The following is a 16,245-nucleotide window of genomic DNA, read 5'->3' on the forward strand; positions in this document are numbered from 1 at the left end:
CTCCTAGATACTCTTAAGCATTAACCAGAGGAATAATGACTCAACTGGTTGACCATCTTGGCGACCATGGCGCTCCACCCGGTCTGGTGGGAAGCACCCACACCACGGCCATCGTCGCCGTGGAAATATTCGTTGAACAAAAATAGATCCCGCCAATGGGGATCCTTCTGGAACAATTCCACATCGCCATTGAAAGCTCGGCGCCCGGATGAATCGCGCCGGAAGATGCCCACGAGGCGCTTCTCCAGCTCCAGCGACACCTCCCAGAGATTAAGCCAGTTACCAGAACGCGTGGGGAACTCCACCTTGAAACTGTCGCCGTAGTAGTGGGCATATTTCTGCAGCGACTCGATCAACAGGAAGTTGATCGGCATCCACACCGGCCCACGCCAGTTGGAATTGCCCCCAAACATGGCCACGGGACTATCGGCGGGGCTGTAGGCCAGGGTTTGGCTGTCGGCACCCTCGGTGAAGGAGTAGGGATGCTCGCCGTACACCTTGGACAGGGAGCGAATCCCGTAGGGGGAGAGAAACTCCTCCTCGTCGAAGAGGCGCTCGCAAATCCGCCGCAAGCGATCTTCCGGCACGAGGGTGTAGAGGATGCGGTCGTTGTGCCACTGGCCGAGGTTCTTCTCCAACCACGTTGGTGTGGTGCGCTCGTGCACAAACCAGGCCATGCTCTTGAGCACATCGAGCACCGGCAGGCGCTCCACAGTCTCGCGATCAAAGCTCGCTACCGCCAGCAGGGGAACCAGGCCTGAAAGGGAGCGGGTCCGCAGGTAGTCGGTGCTGCCATCGGGCCGCTTGATCACGTCGTAGTAGAAGCCATCGTCGTGATCCCAGTTCAGGAAACCCCGATCCGATGAGGCATTGAGGGTGAGAGCGAGTTGGGTGAAGTCGTAGACGAAGCGCTCGCAGGTATCGGCATACTCCGGCTCCTCCTGGCTGAGCTCCACCGCAATGTTCAGCAGATTGAGGCTCAGGGATGCCATCCAGGCAGTGCCATCGCACTGCTCGATGCGGCTGCCATCGGCCAAGGGAAAGCGCCGATCAAACACGGCGATGTTGTCGAGGCCGAGGAAACCACCCTCAAACACGTTGTCGCCGGAGCGGTCGTTGCGGTTGGCCCACCAGCCGTACTCGAGCAACAGCTTGCGCAGTGCGGCCCGCAGAAACGGTTGATCCGCCTGACCGGTGTGTTTGCGATCGATCTGGTAGATCCGCATCGCCGCCCAGGCGCCGATCGGCGGATTGGGATCAGAAAGGGCCCACTCGTAGGCAGGGGTCTGGGCGCTGGGGGCAGTGAAGTGGGGGCTGCGCAGCAACATCGCCTGCTGCTTGGCCATCTCCGGATCAAGGATGGCGAAGGCCACCGCATGGAACATCAGATCCCATTGGCAGAAGTAGGGGTACTCCCAGGCATCCGGCATCGAGATCACATGGTGGGCATGGAGCCGGCTCCACAGGGCCGTGTCGGTGAACCAGCGGTTGGCCGGCGGGGTCGGCTGGGTTGGGTCCCCCTCCAGCCAGCGCAAGACACTCCAGCCGTAGTACTTCTTGCACCACAGCAGTCCCGCAAGGGCTGAGGTGTGAATCAAGCGATCCTCGGTGTTGAGGCCCGGCAGGGTGTGCTCAAAGAACTGGACACTCTCTGCTTCCCGCGCCTGGAACAGGGAGTCAAAGCAAGGCCCGAAGGGAGATCCAGCATCGGCATCGGGCGCGCGCCCATCCAACCGTTGCCTCAGGCGCAATTCGACAACCCACTCTTCAGCCGGCGCCAGGGTGCGCTGCAACAAGCGGGCCGCCTTGGTGCCGCACTGGGCTGGATTGATCGCCGCCGCCTCAGCGCCAATTACATAGCGGTGAAAGCCATCCTTCTGATACGGGGCGGGATTGGGCTCGCCATAGAGATGCTGATGGTTGGTCTCGTTGTCGGTGAACAACCAGCTGCCCCCATCCCGGCAGAGCAGCTCGTAAACCCCCAGATGGGGCAGATCACCGGTGACCAAAACATCACCATCGAGGGCCATCGGCTGGCGCTGCTCGTCGGGATAGCCCCAACCCCAGGTGTTGCGCATCCAAAGGGTGGGCAACAGGGTGAGAGGGGCCGGATCGGGCCCGCGGTTGGTTACCCGGATGCGGATCAGCAGATCGGTAGCTGAGGCCTTGGCATACTCAATGACGACGTCGAAGTAGCGACTGGCATCAAAGATGCCCGTATCCACCAGCTCGTATTCGGGCTCGCTGCGGCTGCGGCGACCGTTTTCATCCACCAGCTGCTGATAGGGGAATTCGGCCTGGGGATACTTGTAGAGCCCCCGCATGAAGCTGTGGGTGGGGGTATTGGCGAGGTGGAAGTAGTAATCCTTGAGATCTTCACCGTGGTTGCCTTCAGGATTACCCAGGCCGAATGGCCGCTCCTTGAGGATCGGATCTACCCCATTCCACATCGCCAGGGAGAAGCAGAGCCGGCACTCTTCGTCGCAGATTCCCAATAAACCGTCTTCGCCCCAGCGATACACCCGCGAGCGAGCCTGGTCGTGGGGGAAGGAGCGCCAGGCATCGCCATCGGCGGAGTAGTCCTCCCGCACCGTGCCCCACTGGCGATCGGGTAGGTAACTGCCCCACCGGGTCCAGGGCTGGAGGCCCTGGTCGCGCTCGAGGATGCGAGCAGCTTCGGGATTGAGGTCAAGCCCGGTCGCCGGGGTGCCTGGAGGGGTGGTCGTCATCGCAGGGATGCCTTGAGGCCAGCGGCGATGCGCAGGGCATTGGCGATCACGGTGAGACCGAAGCCCATTGCCGGACAAGCCGGGAAGACACTGGCATCGGCGATGGTGAGGTTGGCCACCTCGTGGCTGCGGCCCTGCAGATCCACCACCGACGTGGCCGGGTTGTCGCCCATGCGACAGGTGCCGCAGCTGTAGCCCATGGCCGATAGGGGCGCCTCGCCGCGGGGATGGGTGGGGGCTTCCTTCACCACATGGCAATCCGGATCGGCCTCCACCGCCTTGAGGGTGTCGATCCAGCGGTACACAAGGCGGTCATGGGCCTCGCGGTTGTTGGCCTGATAGATGACCTGAATGCGATCACCCCGCAAACTGACGCGGTTGTGGGGGTCGGGCAGCACCGGACTCATGGCCCACCAGCAGATCGAGCGGGAGGCGAGCTGCTCAAGGCCGAAGTTGGGCAGCAACTTGGTCACCAGCGAGAGCACTGGAGGCGATTCAGCAAAAAGGGCGTCCTGCAAAACACCGCCACCGTTCTGAATCGAACCAAGGGGGAAGGAAACATTCTTGTCGCCCCAGAGGTAGTCGTTGATGCCATAACTGCGCCCATAGCGACCGCTGTTGGCTTCAGTGGCTAACTGCAGAATCGAAGTGAGCTGCAGCTTCATCAGGTTGCGGCCCACCTGGTCGGAACCGTTGGCCAAACCGCGGGGATGGCGATCGGTGGCCGAGCGCAGCAGGATCGCGGCGCTGTTGATGGCGCCGGCGGCTAGCACCACCTGATGACCAAAAAACAGCCAGCTCTGACCATCCAGCCGCGCTTCAACACCCCGAACCTCGGTTCCGCTGGGGTTGACGTGCAGACGTTGCACCTCAGCGCCGGTGCGCACCATCACCGTGGCGGAGGCCCGGGCCGGATCCACCCCAAACAACTCCGCGTCACCACTGGGATCGGCGCTGGACTGGGACCAGCTCAGCGGCAGGGAATAGGGATTCAGCCCCTGGCGAACCAAGGCCAGCCGCAACTCCTCGAAGAAGGGCTCGACGGGCTTGGGGGCCATGCTGTAGTCGGCGGCCGCTCGCGGTTCGGTGGGATCCACACCCCGCTGACCATGCACCCGATATAGGGCCTCAGCCTGGTCGTACCAGGGTTCGAAATCTCCGTAGCTAAGCCCCCAGGCTGGAGCCTGCCCGCCCTGTAAATGCAGGCCAGCAAACTCCTGCTCCCTCAGCCGCTCGAGCACCCCACCCCAGATCTTGGTGTTACCGCCTAAGGCGTAGATCGTCTGAGGCGAAAAGGGATCCCCGTCCGTGCCAAACCATTGCTCCTTGGGGTGGTAGCGGTCCTTGCGAAACAAATCCACATCGGCGACGTTCTGATCAGCGAGGGGCATCTGTTCGCCCCGCTCCAGCAGCAGCACTGCCAATCCAGATGAGGCAAGCGAATTGGCAAGGGTGCCGCCGGCAGCTCCACTGCCAATGACAATTACGTCGTAATGGTTGTCGTCGATGATCATGGATGGTTCCTCAGCTGCGCTGCCAGACGTAAAGGAGAACGAAAAGGATGATCCAAATCACATCCACAAAGTGCCAGAACAGGGATGTGGCCTGAACGCCCTGCTCTCCACCCGCATAGTTCTGGGGGATGAAAGATTTCACCAGCATCAATCCCATCAAAAACACCCCCGTAGCCACATGCAAGCCATGGAAGCCGGTAAGCAGATAAAAGGTGCCGCCGAATACGCCACTGGTGAAGCCAAACTGCAGACCACTCCACTCAACGGCTTGGCCGTAGAGGAAATAGGCACCAAGGGCCATGGTGAGTAGCCAAAAAGCCCTAAATCCGATCAGATTCCCCTTGCTCATGCAGCGCTCTGCCAGCCAGATCGTGCCAGAACTCGAAATCAATACCACCGTGTTGAGTAGGGGCGTACGCCACTCGAGGCCTTCCACACCGGGGGGTAGCCAATTGAGCGCAGCGGTTTTCAGCAGTGCAAAACCGCTAAAGAATGCCAAAAAGATGACACTCTCAGAACAGAGAAAGATGATGAAGCCAGTGAGGTTGTGCTTCGGGTGCTCAGTGTTCAAATGAGGTGTAGCAGTCATGCGCTGGCCTCCTGAAGGGTGAGCTGATTTTCAATCTCTGCCTGGTGCTCAACCAGTGGCTCTCCAGTGCCGTAACCATAGGGGCGTGAAATCACGGTCGGCACGTGCTCACCAAAGTTGTCTTCAGGTGGCGGTGATGGCAGCAGCCACTCAAGACCAATGGCATTCCAGGGGTTATGGGGGGCTTTCGGGCCCCGCACCCAGGCACTCACCATGTTGAGGAGAAAGGGAATAATCGACACTCCCAGCAAGAAGGCACCCAGGCTGGCCAGCACATTCCAGAAGGCGAATTCCGGGTCGTAGCTGGAAACCCGCCGGGGCATACCCATCAAACCGAGGGGGTGCATGGGCAGAAAATTGAGGTTGGCACCGATGAAGGTGAGCAGGAAATGGAGCTTGCCAAGGCCCTCGTAAGGCATTCGGCCAATAAATTTGGGAAACCAGTGATAGATAGCGGCAAAGATTCCCATCACCGCTGCCCCATAGATCACATAGTGGAAATGACCCACCACGAAATAGGTGTTCGATACGTGAATATCGACCGGCACCGTGGCCAGCATGATGCCGGTGATGCCAGCAAACACAAAGTTGAACAGGCCACCCAGGCAAAAAAGCATCGGTGTAGTGAGTCGCAGTTTTCCGCGCCAAATAGTTCCCAGCCAGGCAAACACCTTCACCCCCGTGGGCACGGCAATCAGCATGGTGGAAAACATGAAGAAGTTGCGCATCCACTGCGCTACCCCACTGGGGAACATGTGGTGCACCCACACAACTAAACCCAGTGCCACGATGATGAAGGAGGCCAGGCAGACGTAGACGTAGCCGAATAGTGGCTTGCGTGAGTAAACCGGGAACAGCTCGGAGAAGATACCAAACACCGGCAGAATGATCACATACACGGCCGGGTGTGAATAAAACCAGAAAAAGTGCTGATAAAGCACTGGGTCGCCACCTCCCTCTGGTTGATAAAAGCTGGTGCCAAAGCTCAGGTCCATCAGCAACATCACCGCCCCACCGGTAAGGGCCGGCAGGCCGATCAACTGCAGGCTTTGGGCGGCAAGAGCCGTCCAGCAATACACGGGCATCCTGAAGAAACCCATGCCAGGAGCCCGCATCCGCAGAATCGTGGTCACGAAATTGATCGCGCCCATGATCGAGGAAACCCCCGAAAGGGCCACGGCTGTGATCCACAGGCCTTGGCCATTAATAAAGTGGCCAAGCGGGTTCTGGGTGCTAACCGGTGGATAGGACCACCAGCCTGAATAGGCCGGCCCACCAGGAACGAAAAAGCTGCCGATCAACAGGACACCAAAAATGGGCACCAGCCAGAAGGCCACCGCATTTAGCCGCGGAAAGGCCATATCTGGAGCGCCGATCATTGTGGGGATCAGCAGGTTGTTGAGGCCATTCAGCACCGGAAAGATGAACAGGAACAGCATGATGGTTCCATGCATCGTGTAGATGCCGTTGTACACCGTGCGGTCGACCAGGTCGGCCGCTGGCGTGATCAGTTCACCGCGAATGATCATGGCCAGCAGGCCACCGATCAGAAAGAAGAAAAAGGCCGTAACGATGTACTGAATGCCAATCACCTTGGCATCGGTGTTGAAGCCGAAGTAGCGGCTCCAGGAGGTGTTTTCGGGAGGGCTGGGCGGGAAGGTAGCGGAGGTCATCGGGCTCAGGCGTCGTGCGGCAGGGAGTTGGATCCGGGAACGTTCACCTGGGGCGGTGGAGCTGGCGGCACGGTGGCCCAGCCTGGATTTTTCAGCTGTTTGCGCTCGCCGTACTCGATTACTGCATCACTTAAACCGGGCTGCAGCGGCTGGCTAGCGGCAATTTTCAGCCAAGCCTGGTAGGCCTCGGAGCTCTCGACCACCACATCGGCCTGGTTGGCGGCAAACCAGGTGCCACTGAACTGGGAATCGCGCAGGCGGTAGCGCCCCTCCCGCGTTGGAGTGAGATTGAAGTTGATCGCCCGGCCAGGAATTACGTCCTGCTTGAGGCGGAAGGCAGGAATGAAAAAGCCATGAATAACGTCGTCTGACACCAAACGGAAGCTGACGGGCTGATCAACCGGCAGGTGCAGCTCGGTGGTGGAAACATTGGCGCTTGGATAGCGAAATTCCCAAGACCACTGGCGAGCAATCACCTCCACCTGCTCGGCTGGCAAGCGATCGGCGGCGTAGCCCCCCTGGTCTTCCACCGGATTAGCCAAATGGATGTGCTCCATCGGCCCAAGAACTCCGAGTTTGGTGTTGACGCGCATGGCGTAAACAGCGATGGCCATCACCAGCAGTAGGGGAATGACCGTCCAGATCACCTCGAGGCGGGTATTTCCCTCAATCGGCTCCGCATCGCTCTCGTCGTATTTCTCAGCGCGGTGCTTAAGCAGCACCCAAGCCATCACCGACACCACCGCCCCAAACACGAAAGTACCGACGCCCGTTTCAAAGCTGAACAGCCCATCAACCAGTGGTGCCGCGGTAGATGCCTGCACCGGCAGCCAGCTGTAGGACTGCTGGGCCATCCACCAGCTCAAGGCCACCAGCAAACCGATCCACCCAAGCAGGGCCACCAAGCCCAGGCCGCTGATCGGCAGACGGGAGCGGTCAGAGGAATTACTCACGGCAGGGCCTCCTTGAGATCAGCGCCAGCGGCAAGAAGTTGATCGGCGGTGATGTGAACACCGAATTCAGCTGCAAGCTCGGCGCCGAGGGTGCCGTGCAGCCCGATCACAAGAAATAAGCCCAGGCCCACCAGCAGGTAGAGCCACTGCACCTGACGCCCCATGTCACGACGCCAGACAAAGCGCTGATAACCCCGCCACACAGTCATGGCGACGATCACCAGAAGGATCACAACCCCACCGACGCCATGCAAAAGCATCGTCTCCATGCTCTTTAGCCCGATGCTGCTGGTGACTCCGGGCAGGGGCACCGCCAGCAACATCTCGTAGAAGCCAGCGGCCACCGTGAAGAAGGTAACGATGGCGCAGGCCAGCAGGTTGTACCAACCCACATCGTGGAAGCCGCCGCGGGTCACCGGCAGGGCCAGGAAGCGGAACACCCGCTTCTCCACCGGATATAGGGCACCAGCTATATCAAAGGCGATGGCAATCACAAAAAGCCCGATGGTGAAATGCACCAGGTTGGGGTGAATTGGCAAGGCATAGGGAAGCCCGTTGGGCCCTAGATCAGCTGCCAACTGCTCAATCGGTGAGCCCGCCGGAATGAAGGCAGCCATCACACCAGCCCCGAGCGCATGGCTTGCACCACCGGCACCGTGTGCAGGCCGTACACCCAGATGAGTTGGTTGCCGAGGGTCACCTGCAACACGATCAGGGCACTGAGCAGGCCTCCCGCGCCTAGAAATGCCAAGGGCAACTGCTGGGGGTCCTTACTGCGAATTACATAACGCCAGCCCGACATCATCGACAGCACTCCAGCCAGCGACCAGCCGATCGTGCTGTGCAGGTTGAGAATGTCGCGGGAGGCGCCATAGGGATTGGCCAGCCCCGCCTCAACCTGTCCGAACATGATCGCCACAAAAATAGCTGCAGTGGCAAACAGCAGGTTCCAGAAACTGACCTCAAACAGCGCTGACCGGCGGGTCACCACTCCGATCAAATCAAATACAAAAGAGATCAGCCCCATGGCGATTACGAAGTGCACAACGATCGGATGGATGGTGTCCATCCAAGGGAGGTTGTGCTCGTTGAGCGGCGGCAGCAGCTCAAGCATGGTGCCCATACCAAACACGATTGATCTCCACGCTGGAGAGAGCCAACCAGCAACGCCGAAAGCCGTGATGCTTTGCTACACAGCCATGAGCATTTCCTGACAGCGGGCCTTTGTTGCGCGGCGATTAAAGTTGAAAACTAATTGCTTTTATGCCGGTGACAGTTCCTGCTTCTCCCGCCCTGCGCTGGGTCACCGCGGCCCTGCTGTTTGCTGCGGCCGGGCTGTCGGTGGTGCTGCCATTTGTCTCGGCCACCTTGCTCACCATCGCCGTTGGGGCCGTATCAGTGATTGCCGGGGTGTCCCAAATACTGCGTCTCACTGGCGAAGCCGATATCAAAGGAAAAATCTTCCGCCTGTTCTCAGGTCTGCTTTATCTAGGCGGCGGCGTCTGGGTGCTGGCATTCCCAGTTGCCAGTGAGGTGAGCTTGACGCTGTTTGTCGGCTTCCTGCTTGCTTTCGAGGGCGTGATGGAGCTAGCCGCCGCGGCCACCGGCCAGGGAGCGGCTCGTGGCTTGGTGCTGATTGACGGCATCGTCACCGCCGTACTCGGCGGCATGCTGATTGCCGAATGGCCCTCAGACAGCATCTGGGCGATCGGCATGTTGTTTGGCATTGGCATGGCGTTTTCCGCCATCAACCTGCTCACGGCCCCACCTAGCCAGCCTTAATAACTACTTAGTTCCCAATCGCCTCCACTATCGCCTCGGTTTTGGGGCTGGTGAACCAAACACCGTCGTCACCAGCGACAAACCATTTGATGGCAACAGCGCTCATGGCCTACTGGGGGCGCCGTAGCCCCCACCTCCGGGGGTCTCAATGCGCAGGGCTTCACCCGGCTGGAGCTCCAGCTCGCAGCAGCCGTCGAGCTGCCGGCTCGAGCCATCAACACCTATCCAGGTGTTGCGGCCGCAGGCGCCCGGCAGCCCGCCGGCCAACCCCGCGGGAGCCACACGCCGCGCACCGGAGATCAGGGCAACGGTCATCGGGGCCAAAAAACGCACCTGCCGCACCGCCCCATCACCTCCCCGAAACCGCCCATCCCCGCCCGATCCGGCCCGGATCCCAAAGCGCTCCAGCCGCACCGGAAAGCGCGTTTCCAAAATTTCCGGGTCGGTGATGCGGGAATTGGTCATGTGGCTCTGCACAGCAGCAGCCCCGTCAAAGCCCGCACCACCGGGGCGGATGCCAGCACCGCTGCCTCCACCGATCGTTTCGTAGTACTGGCATTGGCCATTGCCAAAGCTGAGGTTGTTCATCGTGCCCTGGGCGGCGGCTTGCACCCCCAGCGCCGCAAACAGAGCGTTGGCTGCCGCTTGAGAGATTTCCACATTGCCGGCAACAACCGCGGCCGGCGGATTGGGATGCAGCAGGGACCCCTGGGGCACGATCAGCTCAATCGGCTCGAAGCAGCCGGCATTGAGAGGGATCTGTTCGCCCACCAAGCAGCGAAACACATAAAGCACCACAGCCTTGGTTACAGCTAATGGGGCGTTGAGATTGCCGCTGTGCTGGGGCGAGGTGCCGCTGAAGTCAACCTGAACCCGGCGAGCCTCAGCGTCGATGCGAACAGCTACCTGGATGAAGGCGCCGTGGTCGAGCTCCACCCGAGCAGACCCGCTGCTGAGGTGCACAAGTGCCTGGCCCACCGCCTCGGCACCATGGGCTTGCCCGTGGGCCATGTAGGCCCTCACCTCGTCGAGGCCATGGCGCTCAATCAAGCGCCCCAGCTCCTGAACACCCAACCGGTTAGCCGCCGCCTGGGCTTGCAGATCGGCTAGCAACTGGTCGGCGTTGCGTACTGGATGGCTACCTGCAGCTAGTCGCTGCCGCCACACCAACTCATCAAAGTTGCCGTTGCTCAAAAACGGCACGTTGTCGAGTAACAGGCCCTCATCGTCGATGCTGCGACTGAAGGCCGGCATCGAGCCAGGGGTGATGCCACCCACATCGGCGTGGTGGCCGCGGCAGGCCACAAAAAACAACGGGGCCTCAGCCTGGGAGTCGCCCAAGCCAGGGACAAAAACCGGCGTAATAGCGGTGATGTCTGGTAGGTGGGTACCTCCGTTATAGGGATTGTTTGACAGCACTACATCGCCAGAAGCCAATGGCTGGCGCTCACCCCGGGCGATGGCGGCAAGCAGGCTGACCACGCTGTCGCCCATCGAACCGAGGTGCACCGGAATATGGGGGGCATTGGCTATCAGCTGACCCGCAGCATCGAAGAGGGCGCAGGAGAAATCGAGCCGCTCGCGGATGTTCACCGAACGGGCGCTCTGCTGCAGCCGCCCACCCATCTGCTCTGCGATGGCAGCAAAGCGGTGGTTGTAGAGCTCAAGCAGGCTGGGATCGGGCCCCTGCTCCACATGTTCAACAGCCTGATCACCAGCCTGGCCAACCCCGCTGTTGGCCGCCGCCGCGCCGTCCCGCTCCAACAGCAGGGCTCCATCTGCAAGCACCAGGGCTTGCCAGCCGAGCTCCAGCACGGTGGTAGTGGTCGCATCGACAACCAGAGCTGGACCCTCGAGCCTTTGCTGGGGCTGCAGTTGGGAGCGCTGCCACAGCGGCACCGGCCGCCAGCCGGCCTCCTCGCCCAGCCACAGGGGAGTGGTTGGGGAAAGACTGTCTATAGGTAAAATAGGGCCCTCAGCAACAGCTCCAACCACCGCCAGCCCGCCAACCACTGCCGGGGGAGCCAGCTCCACCAGCAGGCGCTCCACGATCCAGTCTTCGCCCACCGGGCGATAACCGAAGCGCTGCAGATGGGCGGCGCTAAAACCTCGCTGCAGGTCTTCAACCCCTTGCTCGTTGGGCAACCACGCCACCTCCAGACCCCGCTCGCTGCCGGCAGCCCGCAGCTCCAGCTGCACCCCAATCCGGCCAGAGGCCCCCTCGGCCAAATCCCCCAGCCGGCGCAGGTCGGCGAGCCCCTGCTGCTCCAGCTCGGCGCAGCGCTGACGCAGCAAGGGCAGGCTGTCGGGGCGCAGCGGCAACCGCGGCGAGCACTCCAGCAGCAGGCTCTGCTCGGCCATGCCGAGGCCATAGGCGGAAAGCACCCCCGCCAAGGGGTGGAGCAACACCCGCCTCACAGCCAGCACCTCAGCCAGGCGGCAGGCATGCTGACCGCCAGCCCCGCCGTAGCTCACCAACAGGGCCTCGCGCAGGTCGTGGCCGCGTTGGATCGAGATGCGGCGCAGGGCTTCCGCCATCGTTTCAATGGCGATCTGCAGGGCCCCTGCCGCCAGCCGCTCCGGAGTTATCCCGGGAGCCACCGCGGCCATCTCAAACGCCAGCTCCGCAAACCCTCGCCGCACCGCTTCCCCATCAGCGGGTTGGTCGCCCTGGGGGCCAAACACAGCCGGCAGGGCGGCAAGCGGCAGGCGACCGAGCAGCACATTGGCATCGGTGATGGTTAGCGGTCCGCCGCGGCGGTAAGCCGCCGGACCGGGATCAGCTCCTGCAGAAACTGGCCCAACCTGCAGCCGCCTGCCGTCAAAGCGCAGCACCGAGCCGCCGCCAGCAGCCACGGTGTGAATCGGCAACATCGGAGCTTGCAATTCCAGCCCAGCGATCTCGGTGGCAGGGCTGCGCTCCCAGGCCAGATCACCACCAGCGTTTGACACGCAGCGGTCATCGAAATGGAACACATCGGTGGAGGTGCCACCCATGTCGAAACCAACGATCGGCTGCGGCGGCAGCCCAGCGGCAGCAAGGGCCCTCCTGCCCACTGCCACGGCGCCCACCATGCCTCCAGCCGGCCCCGAGAGGATCGTGTCTTTGGCCAGCAGCAGCTCAGGCGCTGCCTGAGCCCCACTGGATCGCATCACCCGCAGCCGGGTTGCTGGCCCCAAGGCCCGCTGCACCTGGCGCAGGTAGCGGCCCAGCACCGGTGCCACCGCCGCCTCCACCAGGGCGGTCTGGCCGCGGGGCACCAGCCGGGGCTGGCCACTGAGCCGATGGGAGAGCACCACGGCCTCGAAACCCAGGGGTGCGAGCCACTGCTCCAGCTGCAGCTCCTGGCTGGAATTGCGGGTGCTGTGCAGCAGGGCCACCGCGCAACTGCTGTAGCCGTCGGCCTGGGCTTGCAGCAGCTGCTGCTGCAAATCCTCTCCCCACTGGAGCGGTGCAAGCTCGAATCCCTGCGCATCCAGGCGCCCCTCCACCTCCAGCACCCGCACCCGCAAGGGGTTGGGCCGCTGAATGGCCAGGGCAAAGAGGTCGGGGCGGTGCAGGTCGCCGATGCTCAGCAGGTCGGCAAAGCCGCGGTTGATCAGCAGCACCACCCCGGCACCGCGCTGCTCCAGCAAGGCATTGGTGGCCACGGTGGTGCCGAGCCTCACCTCCCGCACCAATCCCAGCGGCAGGGGGCTGCCGGCCACAACGCCGGGCTCCCGGCTCAGCAGCGCAGCTATCGCCCGCACGGCCGGGTCCCCCGGGCACTCCGGCTGCACCGACAGCACCTTGCGCACCAGCAGCTCGCCAGCTGGGCTGCAGCCCACCACGTCTGTGAAGGTGCCACCCCGATCAACCCAGAACCGCCAGCCCGGGGCGGAACAGACCGGCTGCACCGGCTCAGCGGTAGTTCTCAAACTGCAAAGGCACTTCCACGTCCTGGGCCTTGAGCAAGTTGATCGCCTGCTGCAGGTCGTCCTTGTTTTTGCCGGTGATCCGCAGGCTGTCGCCCTGGATCGACACGGTGACCTTTTTGAGTTCGTCGCGCACGGTTTTGCTCAGTTGCTTGGCCAGCTCAGAGCTCAGGCCTTTGCGCAGTTTCACCACCTGCTTGACCCGGTTGCCCCCCACGGGCTCGGGGCTCTGGAAGTCAAAGATCTTCAGCGAGAGGTTGCGCTTGGTTGCCTTCTGGCGCAACACGTCCTCCACGGCCTGGAGGGTCATGTCGCTGGCGGTGGTGATGGTGAGGCTCGCCTCCTCCACCTCGATTTCGGTGTTGGAATCCTTGAGGTCGTAGCGGGTGCCCACGTCGCGGCGCACCTGATCGATGGTGTTGACGAGCTCCTGGCGATCGAAATCGCTCACCACATCGAAGGAATAGGTGTCGGCCATGGGGCGCAGTTTGGAGGTCGGAGACGTTCACGGATCGTAGGGGCGGCCTGTCAGCCTGACCAAGCACTGATTGCGCCTGCAGTTCATGACCTCCGCCCTCGCCCCTTTCGCCTGGTCGTTGCTGCTGGCAGCTGGCGTGGTGGTATTCAGCACCGTGCCCCTGGGCGCCGCCCGCTCCCAGGCCAATTTCCAGATGGCCGACCTGGCCGCCCCGCGGGCCATGTTTGAGCGGCTGCCGGCCTGGGGCAAGCGGGCGGCCTGGGCCCACCAAAACTGCTTTGAAGCCTTCACCCTGCACGCGCCCGCTGCCCTGCTGTGCCTGGTGGCGGGTGTCACCAGCCCGGTAGCCATCGCCGCGGCCTGGATCCATCCCCTGCTGCGCCTGGCCTACATCGGCATGTACGTAGGCAACGTGCCACCGCTGCGAGGCCTCTGCTGGGCAGGCTCTCTCACCTGCAGCGGCTTGCTCTACGTGGAAGGCCTAAAAGCGCTGCTGGGCTCCTAGTCGTCAGATTTAATCGAAGAACATCACGCTCACCACCTTGCCCATGTCCTCCGCGACCCGGCAGCTGGCTAGCAAGGTTTCACTGTCGTGGAAGGCATAACAAATCAGCTGATCGCAACGACTGATGATGTCTTGGTTGCAGAGGCTGCTTGCCATCGGCAGGGGCAGCTCATCGTGCTCTGGCTTCTCCACCAGATGCAGCACTCGCTCCAATTGATCGCGAGACTCTCCGGGTTGGCGATCGAGGCTCTGGGGCAAAAGCACGGTGAGCCTGGCCGGATCAATCTCCAGCACGCTGCGAATCACCGCCGCATTAACGCCCTGAGATCCAGAGGTGATCAGATTGTGACCCTCCTGGGCCAGGGAGCGGGCCACTAATTCGACCAGATGGATCGAAACCACGGGCACATGGCGACTGCCCAAAATTGCAATCCGACGCTTGCTGCGGTCCTGGAGCATCGCCAGTTCCTGGGCCAGGGTGTCGATACGATCAATCGACGGAAGATCAAGGGACCGCGACACCAGTAGCCACCTGCCAGTCCTTTGAAACTAGCAGCGTTATTTCATTAACGCGGGCAACTGCAACCGAGCAAACAGGCGCTCGAAATTGCAATGCTCTTCCACCAGCCGGAAGGCAAAGCTTGCCTTCACCACTTCGTGCAGACGCACATGACCAAAGGCCTGCTCAATAACTTCCACCGTAGTGAGGGTGTCGTGCTCCACCTTGAGCAGGGGCACTTCGAGCTCCTCGGCCCGGTTGAGCAGCTGGGGCAGCGGATCTCCAGCGCCCGTGAGAATCAGGCACTGGGTTGAGGCCTCCAGGGCTGCCAGCTGAATATCGGTGCGATCAGCGCCCGTCACCACCGCCATGTTGCGGCGACGCCGGAAAAACTCCATTGCCGAGTTGACGTTCATGGCGCCAATCGAGAGGGTTTCCACCAGGAGATCGAGCCGTTCCGGGCAGCACAGCACCTGGGCACCGAGCCGCAGGGCCAGCTCCTCCACCGTGACACTGCGCAGCAGCGGGCTCTGGGGCATGACGCCAAGCACCGGCAAACCAAGGCTCTCCAGGGCAGGTACCACTTCGGCGCACAGCTGGGCCACAAGCCCCGGCTTGACTGCATTGAGCACCACCCCCGCCAGATGCTCACCCAACTCGGCCTGAGCCGCCAGGAGCGGGTCGATGCTGCAGCTATCGATCCAGGGATGCACCAGCAACACCGATGCCTCCAAGCCCCGGGCCAGCTGGGCCAGGCTGAGGCCGTAAAGCAATCCCTCATGCAGGCTGCCGGCAGCTTCCAGCAGGGTGAGCCCGTCGCTGGCGGCGGCCAGCTGCTGACGCAGCTGCTCAAAACCCGAGCCGGGATCCAAGTCACCCTGCAGCAGCCGCCGCTCTGCCGTGGCCGGATCGAGCACATGCAGGGAGGGAATCAGGTTGGCTTCCGGAAGCCCCAGGGTGGCGCCGATGAAACGCACATCGGCATCCAGCAAAGGCGCCTGGCTGGCAGCATCCACCGGGCTATCGAGGCTGGTGGCTAGGGGCTTGCCAAAACGCACCGGTACCCCTTGACGAGCCAGCTGGCGGGCCATGCCAAGCACCACCGCCGATTTGCCACTGAAGGATTCGCAGGAGCCGATCAGCAAGGTGGGGGCCATCGGTCAACCTCGCTTGGGGGTGTCTTGAAGCGAAATTTAGGCGGCGCTGCCCACTGCTTCGGTAGCAAGGGGCTGCTGACCCAGCAACAGCCACTGCCAGAAACTCGCCGGCAACTGCTCCCCCTCCCGATCCATCAACCACTGCACCAGCTGGTGGCAGGGCAGGTCAAAGCTGTACTTCACCTCTGGTAAGTCAGGAAAAGTCAAATCGCAGTGGAGAATTTCCTGGGGTGCGGTCTCACCACTCCAGCTAAGCCGCAGCATGTGGCTACGCCCCCCCTGCAGCAGGCGCTTACCGGCCCAATCGCCCGCCAGCAGGATCGCCAAAGCACTCTCTAAAGGCATCAGCCGCCCCAGCCCACCGCAGTAGGGAGCAAATAGGGGCACTAAGGGGGCAACAGTCTCAGGGAACATGCCAGTGGGCATCAAGGCGGCGAATACGTCAACTATT

General features: G+C 62.0%; 14 protein-coding genes. 2 read left to right on the forward strand and 12 right to left on the reverse strand.

All coding sequences use genetic code 11. The features are described 5' to 3' along the window. Positions 1-20: 20 nt before the first annotated feature. Genes KBY99_RS06605 through KBY99_RS06635 form a run of 7 tightly spaced genes read right to left on the reverse strand, consistent with a single transcriptional unit; the run spans position 21 to position 8,572 of the window. Positions 21-2,729, reverse strand: coding sequence for an MGH1-like glycoside hydrolase domain-containing protein (locus tag KBY99_RS06605; RefSeq protein ID WP_254998132.1), 2,709 nt, complete (start codon positions 2,727-2,729; stop codon positions 21-23). Further along, the gene (locus KBY99_RS06610) at positions 2,726-4,243 is read right to left on the reverse strand and encodes a GMC oxidoreductase (protein ID WP_254998133.1); all 1,518 of its coding nucleotides are present in this window, start codon (positions 4,241-4,243) and stop codon (positions 2,726-2,728) included. The genes KBY99_RS06605 and KBY99_RS06610 overlap by 4 nt, the downstream gene beginning before the upstream one ends. A gap of 10 nt (positions 4,244-4,253) precedes the next feature. Beyond that, a complete protein-coding gene (locus KBY99_RS06615) occupies positions 4,254-4,832 on the reverse strand; it encodes a heme-copper oxidase subunit III (RefSeq protein WP_254998135.1) in 579 nt (192 codons plus the stop codon). After that, positions 4,829-6,505: a cbb3-type cytochrome c oxidase subunit I gene (locus tag KBY99_RS06620; RefSeq protein ID WP_254998136.1), complete on the reverse strand. Its 1,677-nt coding sequence runs from the start codon at positions 6,503-6,505 to the stop codon at positions 4,829-4,831. The genes KBY99_RS06615 and KBY99_RS06620 overlap by 4 nt, the downstream gene beginning before the upstream one ends. A 5-nt stretch (positions 6,506-6,510) precedes the next feature. Continuing rightward, positions 6,511-7,458: a cytochrome c oxidase subunit II gene (locus tag KBY99_RS06625; RefSeq protein WP_254998137.1), complete on the reverse strand. Its 948-nt coding sequence runs from the start codon at positions 7,456-7,458 to the stop codon at positions 6,511-6,513. Next, positions 7,455-8,075, reverse strand: coding sequence for a DUF2231 domain-containing protein (locus tag KBY99_RS06630; RefSeq protein ID WP_254998138.1), 621 nt, complete (start codon positions 8,073-8,075; stop codon positions 7,455-7,457). Before KBY99_RS06630 ends, KBY99_RS06625 begins: the two co-directional genes overlap by 4 nt. Further along, a complete protein-coding gene (locus tag KBY99_RS06635; RefSeq protein WP_254942085.1) occupies positions 8,075-8,572 on the reverse strand; it encodes a DUF2231 domain-containing protein in 498 nt (165 codons plus the stop codon). The genes KBY99_RS06630 and KBY99_RS06635 overlap by 1 nt, the downstream gene beginning before the upstream one ends. Before the next feature lie 155 nt (positions 8,573-8,727). Here KBY99_RS06635 and KBY99_RS06640 point away from each other — a divergent pair, with 155 nt between their 5' ends. Next, positions 8,728-9,240, forward strand: coding sequence for an HdeD family acid-resistance protein (locus tag KBY99_RS06640; protein WP_254931237.1), 513 nt, complete (start codon positions 8,728-8,730; stop codon positions 9,238-9,240). A gap of 102 nt (positions 9,241-9,342) precedes the next feature. Here the strand turns inward: KBY99_RS06640 and KBY99_RS06645 are convergent, their stop codons facing one another. Both KBY99_RS06645 and KBY99_RS06650 read right to left on the reverse strand, forming a co-directional pair. Beyond that, positions 9,343-13,137, reverse strand: coding sequence for a hydantoinase B/oxoprolinase family protein (locus KBY99_RS06645; RefSeq protein ID WP_254998139.1), 3,795 nt, complete (start codon positions 13,135-13,137; stop codon positions 9,343-9,345). A 4-nt stretch (positions 13,138-13,141) separates the two neighbouring features. Further along, positions 13,142-13,633, reverse strand: a complete 492-nt coding sequence (locus tag KBY99_RS06650) for a YajQ family cyclic di-GMP-binding protein (protein ID WP_254998141.1) — start codon at positions 13,631-13,633, stop codon at positions 13,142-13,144. An 85-nt stretch (positions 13,634-13,718) separates the two neighbouring features. Here KBY99_RS06650 and KBY99_RS06655 point away from each other — a divergent pair, with 85 nt between their 5' ends. Then, complete coding sequence (locus KBY99_RS06655; protein ID WP_254998142.1) at positions 13,719-14,138, forward strand: MAPEG family protein; 420 nt, start codon at positions 13,719-13,721, stop codon at positions 14,136-14,138. Positions 14,139-14,147: 9 nt separating this feature from the next. On the opposite strand, the gene KBY99_RS06660 is transcribed toward KBY99_RS06655, so the two are convergent. From KBY99_RS06660 to ebsA, 3 genes are read right to left on the reverse strand one after another with little or no spacing between them, the layout of a single operon-like run. Beyond that, positions 14,148-14,660 (reverse strand): DNA-protecting protein DprA, encoded by a 513-nt coding sequence (locus KBY99_RS06660; RefSeq protein WP_254931240.1) that lies wholly within the window; start codon positions 14,658-14,660, stop codon positions 14,148-14,150. Between the two features lie 36 nt (positions 14,661-14,696). Next, complete coding sequence (locus KBY99_RS06665; protein ID WP_254998143.1) at positions 14,697-15,794, reverse strand: phosphotransacetylase family protein; 1,098 nt, start codon at positions 15,792-15,794, stop codon at positions 14,697-14,699. A gap of 36 nt (positions 15,795-15,830) precedes the next feature. After that, positions 15,831-16,208 carry a type IV pilus biogenesis protein EbsA gene (gene ebsA, locus KBY99_RS06670; protein WP_254959666.1) on the reverse strand — a complete coding sequence of 126 codons (378 nt, stop codon included), beginning with the start codon at positions 16,206-16,208 and terminating at the stop codon, positions 15,831-15,833. Positions 16,209-16,245 lie beyond the last annotated feature (37 nt).

The sequence above is a fragment of the Cyanobium sp. Maggiore-St4-Cus genome (assembly GCF_024345615.1).
Lineage (GTDB): Bacteria > Cyanobacteriota > Cyanobacteriia > PCC-6307 > Cyanobiaceae > Cyanobium_A > Cyanobium_A usitatum.

Excerpts from the sequence above, each read along its gene's own strand:
- KBY99_RS06605 (WP_254998132.1), bottom strand. The coding sequence starts at position 2,729 with ATGACGACCACCCCTCCAGGCACCCCGGCGACCGGGCTTGACCTCAAT.
- KBY99_RS06650 (WP_254998141.1), bottom strand. The coding sequence starts at position 13,633 with ATGGCCGACACCTATTCCTTCGATGTGGTGAGCGATTTCGATCGCCAG.
- KBY99_RS06630 (WP_254998138.1), bottom strand. The coding sequence starts at position 8,075 with ATGGCTGCCTTCATTCCGGCGGGCTCACCGATTGAGCAGTTGGCAGCT.
- KBY99_RS06610 (WP_254998133.1), bottom strand. The coding sequence starts at position 4,243 with ATGATCATCGACGACAACCATTACGACGTAATTGTCATTGGCAGTGGA.
- KBY99_RS06620 (WP_254998136.1), bottom strand. The coding sequence starts at position 6,505 with ATGACCTCCGCTACCTTCCCGCCCAGCCCTCCCGAAAACACCTCCTGG.
- KBY99_RS06655 (WP_254998142.1), top strand. The coding sequence starts at position 13,719 with ATGACCTCCGCCCTCGCCCCTTTCGCCTGGTCGTTGCTGCTGGCAGCT.
- KBY99_RS06615 (WP_254998135.1), bottom strand. The coding sequence starts at position 4,832 with ATGACTGCTACACCTCATTTGAACACTGAGCACCCGAAGCACAACCTC.
- KBY99_RS06635 (WP_254942085.1), bottom strand. The coding sequence starts at position 8,572 with ATGCTTGAGCTGCTGCCGCCGCTCAACGAGCACAACCTCCCTTGGATG.
- ebsA (WP_254959666.1), bottom strand. The coding sequence starts at position 16,208 with ATGTTCCCTGAGACTGTTGCCCCCTTAGTGCCCCTATTTGCTCCCTAC.
- KBY99_RS06665 (WP_254998143.1), bottom strand. The coding sequence starts at position 15,794 with ATGGCCCCCACCTTGCTGATCGGCTCCTGCGAATCCTTCAGTGGCAAA.